Genomic DNA, 14837 nt, shown 5'->3' on the forward strand with positions numbered 1-14837 from the left:
ATATATTGATAACAGTTTCGCACCGTTTGCGAATTGCGTTTTGTCAGTTACAGTCTGTTCAAATTCAATCTGCCAGAGGGCGAAGATGCTTAGCCGTAACCACACTTTCAAGACCGCCCTGATCATGGGGATTGCCATGCTGATCAGCGGCTGCAAAACAACAACCACCACAACCGCCCCTGAAATCAGCTATGACGCTTGGCAGGCCAAACAATCTGCATCGACCGTGCCCTACAGCACCAACACCATGGTCAAAATCAATCTGAACTGGTCGCGCATCGGGCCGTTTTCGCGCTATGACACCTGGGTTCGGGCCAATGCCTTTGGCGGAATGTTTGATGTTTATGGCGCGCAGACCTGCCTTGGCAAATTTGTCCGCGATGATCGACTGGCCCCCGCCCATGGCTGGTGGGAACTGATCTGCCAGGATGACAGCTACGCTGCTGGGAAATTCCAGCTGAGCCAACAGGGAAACATTCTGGGCATCGGCAATGCGATCAATGGGGAAAAGGTCGGGTTTGACCTGCCGATCCCGAATTAAATCGACCGGTAGATGAGCTGAAAAACAAAAAACCCGGCCAGAAGGCCGGGCTTTTTTGGCTACCGAAAGATGGTGCCCAGGGGCGGACTCGAACCACCGACACGCGGATTTTCAGTCCACTGCTCTACCAACTGAGCTACCTGGGCAAATCCGACTTTCGTCTCCGTTTCCGGAGTGTTCCCTGCGGAACGAGCGGGGTTATACAAACTCCTTTGGGGCTTGTCCAGCCTCAAATCGCATTTTTTTTGCGATCACGCGTCGGATTAAAATTCTTCTTCATCTTCAAGGTCTTCGAGATACTCGGGTGGCTCGGCGGCGGGGATGGCATAGCTTTCATTCATCCATTTGCCAAGGTCGAGATCCGCACAGCGTTTGGAGCAAAACGGCGTGTATTTTTCATCAGCCGGTTTGCCGCAAACCACGCAGTCGGAGCTGGCTGTTTTCGTTATCTTTTTTTCATTCATGGTGGTTTTTCTCCAACCGATAGGCATCGTCTTCAAGTGTCGGGTCCGCGACAATTTGCGGCGCACCCCCAAATGCATTTGTCAGGATCTGGATCGCATCGGCCTGATCCGCAAGTGCCTTCGCCACACCGGGGTTTACAGACAGATTTACCATCCCGGTCACCCCGTTTCGGCTTTCGGCAACAACGGCGCGCACAACGGCATTCAGCGCAGCATCTCGCAAAAGAGGGGTGTGTTCCTGTTTGGCAAACAAGGTGGCACGAAGCGATTCGCCCGCACGTTGTCGACTGAATTCATAAAGCCCCAATCGCGTGAAGCCACCGATCTGAACCGCACCGTCAAGCTCGCTGCCAAAGGCATCACGGATTGCGGCATCAAACTTGTCGCGCCCTGCCCGTGATTTCATGCGAAGCGGATCAATCACCACAAGACCACCGATGTTGCGCAGTCGGATTTGATGCACGATTTCGGCTGCGGCCCGAAGGTTGACCTCGACCGCACGGGTTTCGCTATCACGCCCGGCATCTGCCCCGGCGGCATTGACGTCAATGGCACAAAGCGCGGTTGCCGGGTCAATCGCAATCCAGCCCCCACCCTGCAACTCGACACGCGGCGCCAAGGCAGCAGCAATTTCGTCTTCGATATCCTGATCATTGAATAACAGTCGGCTGCCCGCATGGCGCGCAAGATTGTCATCCGACTTGCCAAGCATCGTCAGCAATCCACGCAACCGCACGAATTCGTTTGTGCCATCGACAACGCATTGCCCACCCGCCATCAGATGCCGTTCGATCACCTGATCGGTTTCTGATTGTGCCTCGCTGACCAGTTGCGGCTTCGATGCCTCGGACAGGGCCTTTTCGGCCTTTTGCAATTGCGATTTCAGAAGTTTGTATTCGGCAGTGATGGCATCACGCGTCCAGTCGAGTGCCACGGAACGCAGCATGATCCCGTCCTGTCCGGCCTGAAGAGAGCTTAGCAATTCATGAAGTTCGGTGCGCCGATCGCCATCCTTAAGCTTGCGCGGCAACTCGATATGGTTGGCCCCCGGTCGAAGGATCATGCCGACTCCTTCAATCGCGATCCGCCCGGTAAGCTTGACCCCCTTGTCGTCAAAACCAAGGCGGGAGATCTGCACCAGAACCCACTGCCCTTCATGCAGCGGGCCGTTATAGCGATCAAACGGCAAAAGCCCGTCAGGCAGCCCGTCAAGCGCAACCATGGCGGCGGCCATTTCAGGCATCATTTTGGAAATACGGCCAAGATGGATATCAAATCTTGCGGGACCGCCACGATCAATCCACAGACGCGTCAGGCGGTCATTTTCGATCAGAGCCACCCTGCGCTCAAGCGCAACGGCATCAATCAGCAGGCGGGAGTTATGGATGCCGCCAACTGCCATGATCAAACCTCTTTGGGGTGATAGCCAAGGCCGCGCAAAAGACCGTCCACCTCGCACAGCGACAGCCCGACAACGTTGGAGTACGATCCCGAGATCGCCTTCACAAAGGTCGCGGCAAAGCCCTGAATGGCGTATGCTCCCGCCTTGCCCTGCCACTCGTCATGGGAAAGATAACGTTTCAGGTCATCAGAACCAAGGGTTCGGAATTTTACCTGTGTCTCGATCACGCGCGATCGTTCAGTTCCGTCCGGGGCGATCACGCACATCCCCCCGTAAACACGGTGGCGACGCCCGGACAGGAGTTCAAGGAACTTGCGTGCCTCTGCCGCGTCTTCGGCCTTGCCCAGCGCACGCCGGCCACACGCAACAACAGTATCCGCGGCAAGCACAAAGGCCCCGCCGTTGGATTTGGCAACAAAACGTGCCTTTTCCTCGGCAAGACGCAGCGCCAGCCGACGCGGACTTTCATCGCGCATGGGTGTTTCATCGATATCTGCGGGAACGACCTGATCTGGCACAATTCCGATCTGCGCAAGCAGCTCAAGACGGCGCGGCGATGCAGATGCCAATATCAGTTTCGACAAGATGTGGCTCCCGGATATCCGTCCCAGACCATTCCGACCAAAAATGTGATAAATACTCACATTTCGATGCAGGCAACAAAATGCGCCCTGACGGCAAGGGTAAACGCCCCGCCAGACAAGGTCAATTTGCGCTTGGTCGTGGTTTCAGATTACTTGAAACGGAAGGTAATACGACCTTTGGTCAGGTCATAAGGGGTCATTTCGACGCTGACACGGTCACCTGCGAGAACGCGGATACGGTTCTTGCGCATTTTGCCCGAGGTGTGAGCAAGGATTTCGTGGTCATTGTCCAGCTTCACGCGAAACATCGCATTGGGCAGAAGTTCAACGACAGTGCCCTGAAACTCGATAACGTCTTCTTTAGCCATGTGACTCCTAGCTTTCGTATTGCAATATCAAAATACCGGTGGGCGGCAAACTGCTCTGAACCGGGCAAAAGGTCAAGTCCTTTCACGTGTCAGGCGTGGCGTTACAGCACTGCGTTAAACGAATGGCGAAGTCTCTGTACTGCCAAATCGTGCGGAATAAGGATTGCGCGAAAAGAACCGGGTGAGCCCTTTTCGAATGCCGGTATGCGCCCTAAGATGCCGCTATCTTTCCGGCCTTTCATGAAAGTCCCCGCATGACCAATCCTCATACCATTGAAATACGCCTTGCAGAACGTGATGACGCACCGGCACTCCATGCCATGATTTGCGAAATCGGCCAGGCAACGGGATGTGCGGATAAAATTGCAAGCACGCCCGAAGATCTGGCGCGGGATGGCTTTGGCAAGGACCGTGCGTTTGACGCGCTGATTGCGATTGCCGATGACACGCCGGTGGCCATGTGCCTGTTTTTCCCAAGCTATTCAACATTTCGAGGACGGCCCGGGCTTTATATTCAGGATCTTTATGTCGCGCCAGGCCATCGTGGTGGCGGCTTTGCCAAACGTCTGGTGGCTGCGGTCGCCAAACATGCCCGTGTAAACGGCAAATCCTATATCCGGTTGTCGGTCGATGCGGAAAACATGATCGGCCAGCGGTTTTACGAAAAGCTTGGCATGCGCCATGCCGAGGATGAGAAGATCTATGTGCTTGATGGCGCTGCGTTCGAAGCCCTCAGCAACGCGGACTAAACCACGCGATCACATGGTGGGCGCAGGGCCGACCGGGAAGCGATCAAGGATGCGTTTCTTGATCTGGTCGCGCACCTGTCGGTAAGCCTCGAGGCGAATTTCGCGCGACCCTTCGACGATTGTCGCATCAAAGGTATTCCAGAATTCCACGTCACAGGCCATGGTGCGGGTCATTTCGACCGCGCGGTGCTGGGCCTCGGGTGACATCGTGATGATCAGATCAAAGAAGCCGTCTTCAAGCTGATCAAAGGTTTTGGAATTGTATGAGGAAATATCAAGGCCGATTTCCTCCATCACCGCGACGGCAAAGCCATCAAGCTCACCGGCACGCACTCCGCAACTTTCAACATAGATGCGGGTTCCGTGATAGTGACGCATCAAGGCAGCAGCCATCACCGAACGCACGGCATTATAGCTGCAGGCAAAAAGAACCGAGCCGGGGAGTTCTTCTGCCACCGTGCCTTAACCCCGGATGTGAAGGACACAAATCAACGTAAACAGGCGACGCGCGGTATTTTCATCAATCGTCACCTTGTCGGCCAGAAGCTCTCGCAATTGCTCGGAGCCCTCGTTGTGAAGACCACGTCTCGCCATATCGATGGTTTCGATCTGGGCGGCGCTGGCCTTTTTGATGGCGTCATAATAGCTTTCGCAGATCATGAAATAGTCTTTGACGATCCGGCGGAACGGCGACAGCGGCACGGGAATGGTCGTCAGGTTCTCGGTATCATCGTCGCCGCGCACATCCATATAGATGCGGTTTTCTTCGATGCGCATATGCACCGAATACGGACCTTCGAAACCGCCAGCAGGTTCGAAATGGTTTTCTTCGAGAAGGTCATAGATCGCCACCGCCTGCTCATGCTCGACCTCAGGACGGCGTCTTACCTTGTATTTCTCGTCAAGATAGATACCGGCAATACACTGGTTTTCTGCCATGGCTCTCTCGCTCCGGTCCCTTCACACGCTGCATTGCAACAGCTTACATCTGGTTTGAACGGATCGCTACCGAAAGTCCATGTGCCTGCAGACCTTCGCTTTCTGCAAGGGCGATTGCCGCCGGGCCGATTTTTGCCAGACTTTCGGGTGTGCACTTGATCAGCGACGAACGCTTGATGAAGTCCAGAACCCCGAGGCCGGACGAGAAACGCGCCGAGCGGGCCGTCGGCAGGACATGGTTCGGGCCGGCAACATAATCGCCGATGGCCTCTGGGGTATAACGGCCCAGGAAAATCGCACCGGCATGGTGAATGTCTTCTGCCAGCGCGTCCGGGTCGTCGACCGCCAATTCCAGATGTTCCGGTGCGATCCGATCCACAAGGGCCGGAGCCTGCGACAGATTTTCGACCAAAACAATTGCACCAAAGTCGCGCCAGCTTGCTCCGGCGATTTCTGCACGCGGCAGTTTTTCAAGATGCTTGTCGATTGCGACCTGCACGCGATCGGCAAATTCCGCGTCGTCAGTGATCAGGATCGATTGCGCAACCGGGTCATGTTCGGCCTGCGACAACAGATCTGCGGCCACCCAGCTTGGATCATTGCTGCCATCGGCAACCACCAGAATTTCCGACGGGCCCGCAATCATATCAATGCCGACCTGACCAAACACACGGCGTTTGGCCGCGGCAACAAACGCGTTGCCCGGACCGACGATCTTGTCGACCGGCTTGATCGTTTCGGTGCCATAGGCAAGAGCCGCAATCGCCTGCGCCCCGCCAATGCGGTAAATCTCGTCCACACCAGCAATTCGGGCCGCAGCCAGAACCAGCGGGTTCATTTTATTGTCAGGCGTCGGCACTACCATAACAAGGCGTTCCACACCGGCAACCTTGGCCGGAATGGCATTCATCAGAACCGATGACGGGTAAGATGCCAGACCGCCCGGAACATAAAGCCCGGCTGCGGACACCGCACGCCAGCGCCAGCCAAGCTCAACACCGCTTTCATCGGTATAGCGTTCATCGGCCGGCATCTGCTTTTCGTGATAGGCACGAATGCGCTTTGCCGCCAGTTCCAGCGATTTGAGAAGGTCTGCGTCAATGTCGGCAACCGCGGCATCGACCTCGGCCGCACTCACCGCCATGCCGGATGCGTCGATACCAAGGCGATCAAAGCGGTTGGTGTAGTCGCAAACTGCTTCATCACCGCGATTACGGACATCGGCGATAATATCAGCAACAGCCGCATCGACATCGGCGTCCGATTCGCGTTTCATGCCCAGAAGCTTGACGAAATCTTCTTCGAAGCTGGCGTCAGTAATCGAAAGCTTAAGCGGCATTGAGCACCTCGGAGAAACGGTCGATCCAGGGCTGGATATCGGTCGGGCGGGTTTTCAGCGCAGCACGATTAACGATCAGACGCGACGTCACGTCCGCGACATGTTCGATTTCACGCAAACCATTGGCCTTAAGCGTGTTGCCCGTCGACACAAGGTCGACGATACGGCGGCACAGACCAAGTGTTGGTGCCAGTTCCATCGCGCCGTTCAGCTTGATGCATTCGGCCTGCACGCCCCGTTTGGCAAAATGGGTGCGAGTGATGTTGGGATATTTGGTCGCGACCCGGACATGCGACCAGCGTGACGGGTCATCGCCCTCGATCATTTCTTCGGGTTCGGCAACGGCGATCCGGCAATGCCCGATATTAAGATCCAGCGGCGCATAGATATCGGGATAGTCAAATTCCATCAGGACGTCATTGCCGCAGACACCGATGTGCGCCGCGCCAAAGGCGACGAAGGTTGCGACGTCAAAGCTGCGCACACGGATGATATCGATATGCGGATGGTTGGTGGCGAAACGAAGCGCACGGGATTTCGGATCATCAAATGCCGCTTCAGGTTCGATCCCGGCGGATCGTACCAGTGGCATCACCTCGTCAAGAATGCGCCCCTTTGGCAGGGCAAGCACCAGCTTTTCGTCACTCATCAATCAGTCGCCTTACGCGTTTTCAATTATCCGGTCGACCTGATATCAGGCCGGAACCCGGACACGTTCGATCTGCGCCCCGCAGGAGCTCAGTTTTTCTTCAAGCCGCTCATAACCGCGGTCCAGATGGTAGACACGGTTAATAACCGTCTCGCCCTCGGCTGCCAAGCCTGCAAGCACCATCGAAACCGATGCACGCAGATCGGTTGCCATGACTTCAGCCCCCGAAAGCTTTGCACTGCCGCGGACAATCGCCGAACGGCCATGCACGTTGACATCAGCGCCCATGCGGCTGAGTTCCGGAACGTGCATGAAACGGTTTTCGAAAATGGTTTCGGTGATCATGGATGCACCGTTGGCAACCGACATCAGCGCCATGAACTGGGCCTGCATATCGGTCGGGAAGCCCGGATAAGGTTCGGTCATCACGTCAACCCCCTTAAGCGTCGCACGGTTGCCGCGCACCTTAAGGCCATCTTCGGTTTCTTCAACCTCGACCCCGGCTGCGCGCATCGCATCAACAAGGCTGTCAATCAGTTCCATGCGGGTTCCGGTCAGTTCGATCTCGCCACCGGTGATGGCGGCGGCAATCGCATAGGTGCCGGTTTCGATGCGATCCGGCACAACCGAATATTCCGCGCCATGCAGGCGCGGCTTGCCGGTAACTTTGAGGGTATCGGTTCCTATGCCTTCGATCTCGGCCCCCATGGCAACAAGGCAATGAGCAAGATCAGATACTTCCGGTTCGCGCGCGGCATTGGCGATGGTGACAACACCGTCGGCCAGCGATGCGGCCATCAGCGTGTTTTCCGTCGCGCCCACCGAAACCTGCGGGAACAGGACATGTCCGCCTTTCAGGCCGTCGGGCGCGCGGGCTTCGATGTAGCCCTCGGTCAGGTGGATTTCCGCCCCCATGGCTTCCAGCGCCTTGAGATGCAGGTCAACCGGACGGTTGCCAATCGCACACCCACCAGGAAGCGACACACGGGCAACACCACAACGCGCGACAATCGGGCCGAGTACAAGGACAGATGCACGCATCTTGCGCACCAGATCATAGGGTGCCGTGGTCGAGGTGATTTCCTTCGCAGTCATTTCAAGAACGCGACCGGTATGGCCACCATTGGGCGCATGCCCGTTCAGATGCAACGCGACACCATGCTGGGCCAACAGATTGGCCATCGATGTGATATCTGCCAGATGCGGCAGGTTCGATAATGTCAGCGTTTCATCTGTCAGAAGGGCTGCTGCCATCAACGGCAAAGCCGCGTTTTTGGCACCGCCGATTGCAATTTTGCCCTGCAGCCGGCGACCACCGGAAATCTTGATCTTGTCCATTCAGTCCTCTTTGTACTGCGCGCGATGGCGCAGCGAACGCGTGTCTTGGCGTATCACCAACAGATTGTTGCCACCCCTTTATCACAGGCGCGGCAATGTGACACCTTTTTGGCCCATATATTTCCCTGCACGATCCGCATAGGAGGTATCGCATTCACTTTCCGCCTTGAGGAAAATGAACTGACACGCCCCTTCATTGGCATAAATGCGCGCCGGAAGCGGTGTGGTGTTGGAAAATTCAAGGGTTACATGCCCTTCCCATTCGGGTTCAAGCGGCGTGACATTGACGATGATGCCACACCGGGCATAGGTCGATTTCCCAAGGCAGATCACCAGCGTGTCGCGCGGGATGCGGAAATATTCCACCGTGCGCGCGAGCGCGAAACTGTTGGGCGGGATCACGCACACGTCGGTCTGGCGGTTAACGAACCCGTCATCGGAAAATTCCTTGGGATCGACGATGGCCGAGTCGACATTGGTGAAAATCTTGAACTCGTCGGCGACGCGGGCGTCATAGCCGTACGAACTGACACCATAGGAAATCACACCATCGCGTTTGAAACCGTCGACAAACGGTTCGATCATGCCTTTTTCCTGCGCCATCTGGCGTATCCAGTGATCCGGTCTTACCGACATAGTGCCACCCCTGTTTTTGCGAAAATCCCAACCACGTTCAGCACCCACGGTTTTACCCGCCCGCTGGCCTCAAGATCAACCAAACGATGCACGCGCCCATCAAAGCGAAGGTGAAAAATGACGCGCGTGATCAGTCCTCAGATTTTTCGTCTGTAGCCGGACCTTGTGGATCGCTTTTGCGTGAGCGTTGCTGTTGCTTGCGCTTGGCCAGATTGGCACGCAGGGCTTCGGCTTCGCGTTTCAAGCGTTCCTCGTTTACGGCCGGACGCATGTCAGATTTTTTTGCAGTCATGTTGCAATCAAAGTTCCGTCAGATTTATGCGGGTTTGAGCGATTGGCCTGTTATAAAACAGCGCGCGGAAAATTACAGCCGATCTTGACGAAAACAGGGCGAAAAGGCCTGCGACGGGAACAATCGAAAAACTTCGCATAATTCAGGCTTGACCAATTACAGATACGTGGCCTATAACCCGCCCGCACCGCAAGGGCTCATGCTGCTGTAGCTCAGGGGTAGAGCACTCCCTTGGTAAGGGAGAGGCCGGGAGTTCAAATCTCCCCAGCAGCACCATTGCCCACCGGTCAGCCTGTTTATCGGGCTGCTGTAGCTCAGGGGTAGAGCACTCCCTTGGTAAGGGAGAGGCCGGGAGTTCAAATCTCCCCAGCAGCACCATTTTCCAAGTACATTTCAGAACAATGTTTGCAAGCCCGCATCAAAGTGATGCGAGCCTACATTGTGTTTATTTGTCTGGATATTAAGGAAAGTCGCGCGCTCTAGCCGTAGAAAGCGCGATACCACTCAACAAAATTGCCGATACCGGTTTCAATCGAGGTAGCCGGCTTGAAGCCAACGGCATCGGTCAACGCATCAACATCGGCGTAAGTCGCGGGCACATCACCATCTTGCATCGGCAGCATGTTTTTCTCTGCCGTCTTGCCCAGTGCCTTTTCGATCGTTTCGATCATATACATCAGCTCGACCGGGCTGTTATTGCCGATATTAAACACCCGATAGGGTGCCGAACTGGTTGCGGGATCGGGCTTGGCCGAATTCCAGTCGGGGTTCGGCTGGGCAACGGTCGAGATGCAGCGATAAACACCTTCGACAATGTCATCGATATAGGTAAAGTCGCGACGCATCTTGCCTTCGTTAAAGACGTTGATCGGACGCCCTTCGAGGATCGCCTTGGTAAACAGGAACAGCGCCATGTCCGGGCGCCCCCACGGGCCGTAGACGGTAAAGAAACGAAGACCGGTCGTTGGCAGACGATACAGATGGCTGTAAGTGTGGGCCATCAGTTCATTGGCCTTTTTCGACGCGGCATACAGGCTGATCGGATGATCAACATTGTGATGCACGGAAAATGGCATTTCGGTATTCATGCCATACACCGAACTGCTTGATGCATAGACCAGATGTTTCACATTGTTGTGACGGCATCCTTCGAGGATGTTGGTAAAACCAACAAGGTTGGCATCAATATAGGCATGCGGATTTTCAATCGAATAGCGCACCCCAGCTTGAGCCGCCAGATTGACAACATAGGTCGGCTTCTCAGTAGCGAACAGATCAGCAATCCCTTCACGGTTTTCGAGATCCATACGGACGAATTTGTAACCCGGCTTGCCTTCCAACCGTGCGAGACGCGCCTCTTTGAGGTTGACGTCATAATAGTCATTGACGTTATCAAGTCCGACAACTGTCGCCCCCTGTTCCAGCAGTTTCAGGCAAAGATGGGAACCGATAAAACCGGCGGCACCCGTGACAAGTACCTTTTCATTGGCCGGAATGATGAAGTTGGACATGCGCGTTGGAATTCCTGATTGAAGTACAGCATGAAGCGCGCCAGGCGCCGGTTGGAAATTCGGGATTTTTGATACCAGCAAGGGTACGGATGCGCAAGCCATCAACCGATGCCATTACGCCTCAGGCGCCTTACCCCTAAGACCGTTTATTGCGAGCCGAGACTCCCGGTCATTTTTCTGCTATGGTGTCTTTTCGTATAGGTTTCGTCTTAAGATTACGAGCGACGTAAAGACAGATGATTTCAGCTGGTCAAACCATAGCCAACCCGAATGGGGGCGGCTTGGGCGTTATCCTGAATGTTCGGGAAATCGCGCAAACTGCTGATGGGCGTGTTTTGGCCGAATATGAGGCCATTGAAGTCCAGCGTCAGGGCGGAAATGCGTCATCTGTTTCGCCATATGCCATTGCTGGCGCCGGCTCAGACGGCGCACGCACGCGGATTGTTGATCCACGCACCCTGACCGAGGCACAAGCGGTTGCTGGCGGCGTCAGCCGTGCGGAATACCGCGAGGCACGCGAAACCAATTCGGAAAACGGCAACACCACAAATGGTACTTTGTCCAGTCAGGATCTCGACCCGGCTGAAGAAGCTGTCATCAATCAGTTGCGCGCCCGAGATTCAGCTGTACGCCAAGAGGAAGAGGCCCATGCCGCTGCTGCCGGGCCTTATGGCTCTGCGCCGCAATACACATATCAGATTGGTCCGGACGGTAACGCTTATGCCATTGGTGGTCACGTTGATGTAAGCGTATCACTGTCTGGCAGTGCGGAAGATCGTGATCGTGCGCTGGCCACCTTGCAAAATGCAGCACTGGCACCAAACGCACCATCAGGTGCCGATATGGCAGCCTTCCGCCAGGCAAGCCTGCAAAGAGCAACCAGTGATGGTATTGATACAAACAATACTACCGAAGAATCCGCACGTAACGAGGCGATGTCTAAAAACGGCGCGCATCAGAATATATCAATTTCTGTGTAACTTTTCCTATCGCGGTTCCTTCTGATCCCCTGATATACTATTCGATGCGCGATGAAATACTTATCCTTGAGTTCGGATACCTATTCACTTGGATAGATGCTACTATCAAAAACTATCCTGCCGTTTGACAGGGACACCGTTTTGTTGAATGCTGCGCTCGCGTCCGGGGGGGACGCTTGGATTGAAAATATCAGAATCGCGCGAAACCATATTATTGCAATTGTGGATCGCGTTTCCGAGGTCGCTGTCCCAATTTATTTCAGTGAGCTTTGGACAAGAACAGGTACGGCATAAAAATGAACATCCTGCTAGCAGACGATCACGATCTCGTCAGAGACGGGATCACTTCCTTCCTAAAACTCGCAGCGCCGGAAGTTGAAGTCGCGCAGGCGAAAGACTTCGCAGAAGCACTTGCCGTCGTTGACGGAGAAACCAACGTCGAACTGACCATCCTCGATCTGAACATGCCTGGCATGAATGGATTGTCCGGTTTGACCGTCATGCGCCAGAAACATCCTGAAATTCCTGTGGTTATTCTTTCAGGCTCGGTTAAACGCAGCGACGTTCTGAACGCACTGGAACATGGTGCGTCGGGATATCTGCCCAAGACGCTGTCAGGTAAATCCCTGATCAACGCCCTGCGTTTGATTCTGTCCGGCGAAAAATACATCCCGTCTGCATTGCTCGAAGACGATGGCACGCAGATGCGCCCGGGTGAGATCGACCTTGACGGCCTTGCACCAGACAACCCCTTGCGGCAGTTGACCAACCGCGAGCGCGAAGTGCTGGGTCTTCTGACCAAGGGCCTTTCCAACAAGGAAATCGCCAAACAGCTAACCGTTCGCGAAATTACCGTGAAGGTCCATTTGACCGGTATTTTCAAGAAGCTCGGTGCTGCCAACCGTACACAAGCGGTGAAGATTGCCATGCAATTGGGCTGGGAAGCCTGATCGCTGCCAAATCCAGGCAAACAAATCAGAAAAAGCCCGGCACAATGCCGGGCTTTTCCTTTATCAATTTAAATCATAAGTCCACTTGCAGCCAAAAGTCTCTTGCGGATGCCTGCGGGGCAAACTTAAGCCGCGAACACTTCGCAAAGCTCATCAAGTGTTGCCAGAAGTTCCTTCAAGTTCAGCGGCTTTGACATCACTGTCACCGGTGCATCTGGCCCATCCTCATCCTCAACCGGTCGGTCAGCGTCGCCTGGGTGGCCGGTCATTACAATTACCGGCAATGCGGGATTGCGTTCCCGAAGTTCCTTGACCAAGGCGTTGCCATCCATATGTGGCATGCGAATGTCGGTAATCAGGATGTCAGGCTGCACAACACCCGCAATCGCCAAAGCATCTTCACCGTTACTTGCGGCGGAAACATTAAAGCCCTGTGCTTCAAGATATCCCGAGATGATTTCCATGGCATCCACTTCGTCATCGACGACAAGCACGCGAATTTTGCCGCGTGCTTCGGCATTCGGCGGCACCTTGGTCAGCCAGCCATCCTCCTGACCTGCGTCGGAATGATGATCCACCTTCGTGGTATCGGCATCCGCAAGCGGCAGAGTGATTTCAAAGCAGGCCCCGTCACCCTCATTTCGCACATCAATTCGGCCGCCCATGGCCTCGACAATGCCAAAACTGACCGACAGCCCAAGTCCGGTTCCCTTGCCAACATCCTTGGTCGTGAAGAACGGGTGAAAAAGCAAGTCAATGGCGGCTTCCGGAACACCGCCGCCATTGTCGTTGACAGCCAGTTTCAATGACTTCCGCGCTTCGTCAACCATTGCGCTGACACGGATCAAACCACCGATACTGCCGGCATCATCGCCGCTTTCGTTGATGGCATCGCGCGCGTTGCTCAGCATATTGACCAGAACCTGTTCCAACTGAACCTGTCGGCCATTGACGAAACAGCGCTGCCGGGGGGCGACGACATCAATTGCAATGCCCGACAATCTGCAATCATGTTCGACCATGTCCACGGCGCGCTCAACGGCTTTCATGACGTCGAACGGCGCAAAATCATCGTCGTCCGGACGGCTATATATCTGAAGATGTTTGATGATTTCGGACATGCGCTCTGTCTGGGAACTGATGAGCGCCAGTCTTTCGCGCTGGAAGGCCGGTTTCACGGCATCCAGATCATATTGCAGGGCGCAGGTATCTGCGGCCATCCGGATGACGTTCAGCGGCTGATTCATTTCGTGGGCAACGGACGCTGCCATTTCACCAAGCGTTGCCAGTTTGGACGTCTGAACCAGTTGACGTTCAACTTTACGTTTGTCCGTAACATCTTCTGCCAGCATCAGCATGGCTGGTGCCCCCTCGTGGGTAAAGGCAATGGCCGAGACTTCCAGCTCGACATTTTCGCCTTCCGGGCGTTGGCAGATGATTGTGAAATCCGCACGCCCCGGATAACCGTTTCTATACCGCGAAATGTATTCTTCAAGCGTTTCGCGGCTTGAAGGATGCACCATTTCCATGAAGGATCGCCCGACAAGTTTATCACTGTCTCGTGCGCCCAAAATGCTGACGCCCTGCTGGTTCATATAGACGATCTCTTCGCCACTCAGGACAGAGATCAGTTCTGGTGCCAACTCGACCAGTTTGCGGTAACGCTCTTCACTTTCCTTGAGCGCGCGTTCGGCGCGCGACCGTTCAATCGCATACCTGATGGAACGACGGATTGTACGACCATCCGGAAATTCCTTGGTCAGATAGTCTTCAGCGCCATGTTGAAGGGCTTCGAACGCAAGTTCCTCGTCCTTGTGGCCGGTCAGAACAACGACAGGCGCGGCATTGGCACAACTACGCACACGGCTGATGGTTTGTACGCCAGACGAGTCCGGCAAGGTCAGATCCAGCAAAACAACATCAAACAGTGCATCTGGGCCGTCACCATTAAGCACCGCCATCGCGGATGCAAGGTCGCTTCGATGCTCGATATCAAACGGCTCGCCGGTTTCTTCCAGCAGGGTACGCACAAGAAACGCATCCCCGGGATTATCTTCGACAAGAAGAATTCGGAACCGTTGTTCAGGCATCACGT

Annotated in this window: 17 protein-coding genes and 3 tRNA genes; 6 read left to right on the top strand and 14 right to left on the bottom strand. The window is 55.0% G+C overall.

The window, feature by feature from the left end:
* Nucleotides 1-85 precede the first annotated feature (85 nt).
* Nucleotides 86-541, top strand: coding sequence for a hypothetical protein (locus tag IT893_RS14040; RefSeq protein WP_197145540.1), 456 nt, complete (start codon nucleotides 86-88; stop codon nucleotides 539-541).
* Nucleotides 542-611: 70 nt separating this feature from the next.
* Here IT893_RS14040 and IT893_RS14045 read toward each other — a convergent pair.
* The 5 genes from IT893_RS14045 to infA all read right to left on the bottom strand — a co-directional run bounded on the left by IT893_RS14045 (nucleotide 612) and on the right by infA (nucleotide 3359).
* Nucleotides 612-687 (bottom strand) — tRNA-Phe (locus IT893_RS14045).
* Between the two features lie 117 nt (nucleotides 688-804).
* A complete protein-coding gene (locus IT893_RS14050) occupies nucleotides 805-1005 on the bottom strand; it encodes a DNA gyrase inhibitor YacG (protein WP_008891756.1) in 201 nt (66 codons plus the stop codon).
* Nucleotides 998-2407 (bottom strand): ribonuclease E/G, encoded by a 1410-nt coding sequence (locus IT893_RS14055; RefSeq protein ID WP_197145541.1) that lies wholly within the window; start codon nucleotides 2405-2407, stop codon nucleotides 998-1000. The genes IT893_RS14050 and IT893_RS14055 overlap by 8 nt, the downstream gene beginning before the upstream one ends.
* Nucleotides 2408-2409: 2 nt before the next feature.
* Nucleotides 2410-2991, bottom strand: coding sequence for a nucleoside triphosphate pyrophosphatase (locus tag IT893_RS14060; RefSeq protein WP_197145542.1), 582 nt, complete (start codon nucleotides 2989-2991; stop codon nucleotides 2410-2412).
* A 149-nt stretch (nucleotides 2992-3140) separates the two neighbouring features.
* On the bottom strand, nucleotides 3141-3359 hold the full coding sequence (infA, locus tag IT893_RS14065) for a translation initiation factor IF-1 (protein ID WP_007092059.1): 219 nt from the start codon (nucleotides 3357-3359) through the stop codon (nucleotides 3141-3143).
* A gap of 254 nt (nucleotides 3360-3613) precedes the next feature.
* Here infA and IT893_RS14070 point away from each other — a divergent pair, with 254 nt between their 5' ends.
* Nucleotides 3614-4108, top strand: a complete 495-nt coding sequence (locus tag IT893_RS14070) for a GNAT family N-acetyltransferase (protein ID WP_197145543.1) — start codon at nucleotides 3614-3616, stop codon at nucleotides 4106-4108.
* 9 nt (nucleotides 4109-4117) lie between these two features.
* On the opposite strand, the gene IT893_RS14075 is transcribed toward IT893_RS14070, so the two are convergent.
* From IT893_RS14075 to IT893_RS14105, 7 genes are all read right to left on the bottom strand, one after another.
* Complete coding sequence (locus tag IT893_RS14075) at nucleotides 4118-4564, bottom strand: arsenate reductase ArsC (RefSeq protein ID WP_008891760.1); 447 nt, start codon at nucleotides 4562-4564, stop codon at nucleotides 4118-4120.
* Nucleotides 4565-4570: 6 nt separating this feature from the next.
* Complete coding sequence (locus tag IT893_RS14080; RefSeq protein ID WP_008891761.1) at nucleotides 4571-5047, bottom strand: UPF0262 family protein; 477 nt, start codon at nucleotides 5045-5047, stop codon at nucleotides 4571-4573.
* A gap of 43 nt (nucleotides 5048-5090) precedes the next feature.
* Complete coding sequence (gene hisD / locus IT893_RS14085) at nucleotides 5091-6386, bottom strand: histidinol dehydrogenase (protein WP_197145544.1); 1296 nt, start codon at nucleotides 6384-6386, stop codon at nucleotides 5091-5093.
* Entirely contained in the window at nucleotides 6376-7035 is a 660-nt protein-coding gene (gene hisG, locus IT893_RS14090) for an ATP phosphoribosyltransferase (RefSeq protein ID WP_008891763.1), read from the bottom strand. The genes hisD and hisG overlap by 11 nt, the downstream gene beginning before the upstream one ends.
* 45 nt (nucleotides 7036-7080) lie before the next feature.
* Nucleotides 7081-8373 (bottom strand): UDP-N-acetylglucosamine 1-carboxyvinyltransferase, encoded by a 1293-nt coding sequence (gene murA, locus IT893_RS14095; RefSeq protein ID WP_008891764.1) that lies wholly within the window; start codon nucleotides 8371-8373, stop codon nucleotides 7081-7083.
* An 81-nt stretch (nucleotides 8374-8454) separates the two neighbouring features.
* Nucleotides 8455-9009: a dCTP deaminase gene (gene dcd / locus IT893_RS14100; RefSeq protein ID WP_062956196.1), complete on the bottom strand. Its 555-nt coding sequence runs from the start codon at nucleotides 9007-9009 to the stop codon at nucleotides 8455-8457.
* 130 nt (nucleotides 9010-9139) lie between these two features.
* Complete coding sequence (locus IT893_RS14105; RefSeq protein ID WP_165374899.1) at nucleotides 9140-9301, bottom strand: hypothetical protein; 162 nt, start codon at nucleotides 9299-9301, stop codon at nucleotides 9140-9142.
* A gap of 201 nt (nucleotides 9302-9502) precedes the next feature.
* On the opposite strand from IT893_RS14105, the gene IT893_RS14110 reads away from it, so the two are divergent.
* Both IT893_RS14110 and IT893_RS14115 read left to right on the top strand, forming a co-directional pair.
* Nucleotides 9503-9577: transfer RNA gene (locus IT893_RS14110), tRNA-Thr, on the top strand.
* Nucleotides 9578-9604: 27 nt separating this feature from the next.
* Nucleotides 9605-9679, top strand: a tRNA-Thr gene (locus IT893_RS14115).
* 101 nt (nucleotides 9680-9780) lie between these two features.
* Here IT893_RS14115 and IT893_RS14120 read toward each other — a convergent pair.
* Nucleotides 9781-10812 carry an NAD-dependent epimerase gene (locus IT893_RS14120; protein WP_197145545.1) on the bottom strand — a complete coding sequence of 344 codons (1032 nt, stop codon included), beginning with the start codon at nucleotides 10810-10812 and terminating at the stop codon, nucleotides 9781-9783.
* A 236-nt stretch (nucleotides 10813-11048) separates the two neighbouring features.
* Here IT893_RS14120 and IT893_RS14125 point away from each other — a divergent pair, with 236 nt between their 5' ends.
* Both IT893_RS14125 and IT893_RS14130 read left to right on the top strand, forming a co-directional pair.
* The gene (locus IT893_RS14125) at nucleotides 11049-11792 is read left to right on the top strand and encodes a putative metalloprotease CJM1_0395 family protein (protein WP_197145546.1); all 744 of its coding nucleotides are present in this window, start codon (nucleotides 11049-11051) and stop codon (nucleotides 11790-11792) included.
* Between the two features lie 296 nt (nucleotides 11793-12088).
* Nucleotides 12089-12742, top strand: a complete 654-nt coding sequence (locus IT893_RS14130; RefSeq protein WP_008891795.1) for a response regulator transcription factor — start codon at nucleotides 12089-12091, stop codon at nucleotides 12740-12742.
* A gap of 125 nt (nucleotides 12743-12867) precedes the next feature.
* On the opposite strand, the gene IT893_RS14135 is transcribed toward IT893_RS14130, so the two are convergent.
* The gene (locus tag IT893_RS14135; RefSeq protein ID WP_197145547.1) at nucleotides 12868-14832 is read right to left on the bottom strand and encodes a response regulator; all 1965 of its coding nucleotides are present in this window, start codon (nucleotides 14830-14832) and stop codon (nucleotides 12868-12870) included.
* Between the last annotated feature and the right edge of the window lie 5 nt (nucleotides 14833-14837).

This window comes from Thalassospira sp. A40-3 (assembly GCF_015871485.1).
GTDB classification, from domain to species: domain Bacteria; phylum Pseudomonadota; class Alphaproteobacteria; order Rhodospirillales; family Thalassospiraceae; genus Thalassospira; species Thalassospira tepidiphila.

Bases quoted from the DNA above. Each gene is read 5' to 3' on its own strand.
- dcd (WP_062956196.1), bottom strand. From the start codon at position 9,009: ATGTCGGTAAGACCGGATCACTGGATACGCCAGATGGCGCAGGAAAAA.
- IT893_RS14050 (WP_008891756.1), bottom strand. From the start codon at position 1,005: ATGAATGAAAAAAAGATAACGAAAACAGCCAGCTCCGACTGCGTGGTT.
- hisG (WP_008891763.1), bottom strand. From the start codon at position 7,035: ATGAGTGACGAAAAGCTGGTGCTTGCCCTGCCAAAGGGGCGCATTCTT.
- murA (WP_008891764.1), bottom strand. From the start codon at position 8,373: ATGGACAAGATCAAGATTTCCGGTGGTCGCCGGCTGCAGGGCAAAATT.
- IT893_RS14135 (WP_197145547.1), bottom strand. From the start codon at position 14,832: ATGCCTGAACAACGGTTCCGAATTCTTCTTGTCGAAGATAATCCCGGG.
- IT893_RS14125 (WP_197145546.1), top strand. From the start codon at position 11,049: ATGATTTCAGCTGGTCAAACCATAGCCAACCCGAATGGGGGCGGCTTG.
- hisD (WP_197145544.1), bottom strand. From the start codon at position 6,386: ATGCCGCTTAAGCTTTCGATTACTGACGCCAGCTTCGAAGAAGATTTC.
- infA (WP_007092059.1), bottom strand. From the start codon at position 3,359: ATGGCTAAAGAAGACGTTATCGAGTTTCAGGGCACTGTCGTTGAACTT.
- IT893_RS14070 (WP_197145543.1), top strand. From the start codon at position 3,614: ATGACCAATCCTCATACCATTGAAATACGCCTTGCAGAACGTGATGAC.
- IT893_RS14080 (WP_008891761.1), bottom strand. From the start codon at position 5,047: ATGGCAGAAAACCAGTGTATTGCCGGTATCTATCTTGACGAGAAATAC.
- IT893_RS14055 (WP_197145541.1), bottom strand. From the start codon at position 2,407: ATGGCAGTTGGCGGCATCCATAACTCCCGCCTGCTGATTGATGCCGTT.
- IT893_RS14040 (WP_197145540.1), top strand. From the start codon at position 86: ATGCTTAGCCGTAACCACACTTTCAAGACCGCCCTGATCATGGGGATT.
- IT893_RS14105 (WP_165374899.1), bottom strand. From the start codon at position 9,301: ATGACTGCAAAAAAATCTGACATGCGTCCGGCCGTAAACGAGGAACGC.
- IT893_RS14130 (WP_008891795.1), top strand. From the start codon at position 12,089: ATGAACATCCTGCTAGCAGACGATCACGATCTCGTCAGAGACGGGATC.
- IT893_RS14120 (WP_197145545.1), bottom strand. From the start codon at position 10,812: ATGTCCAACTTCATCATTCCGGCCAATGAAAAGGTACTTGTCACGGGT.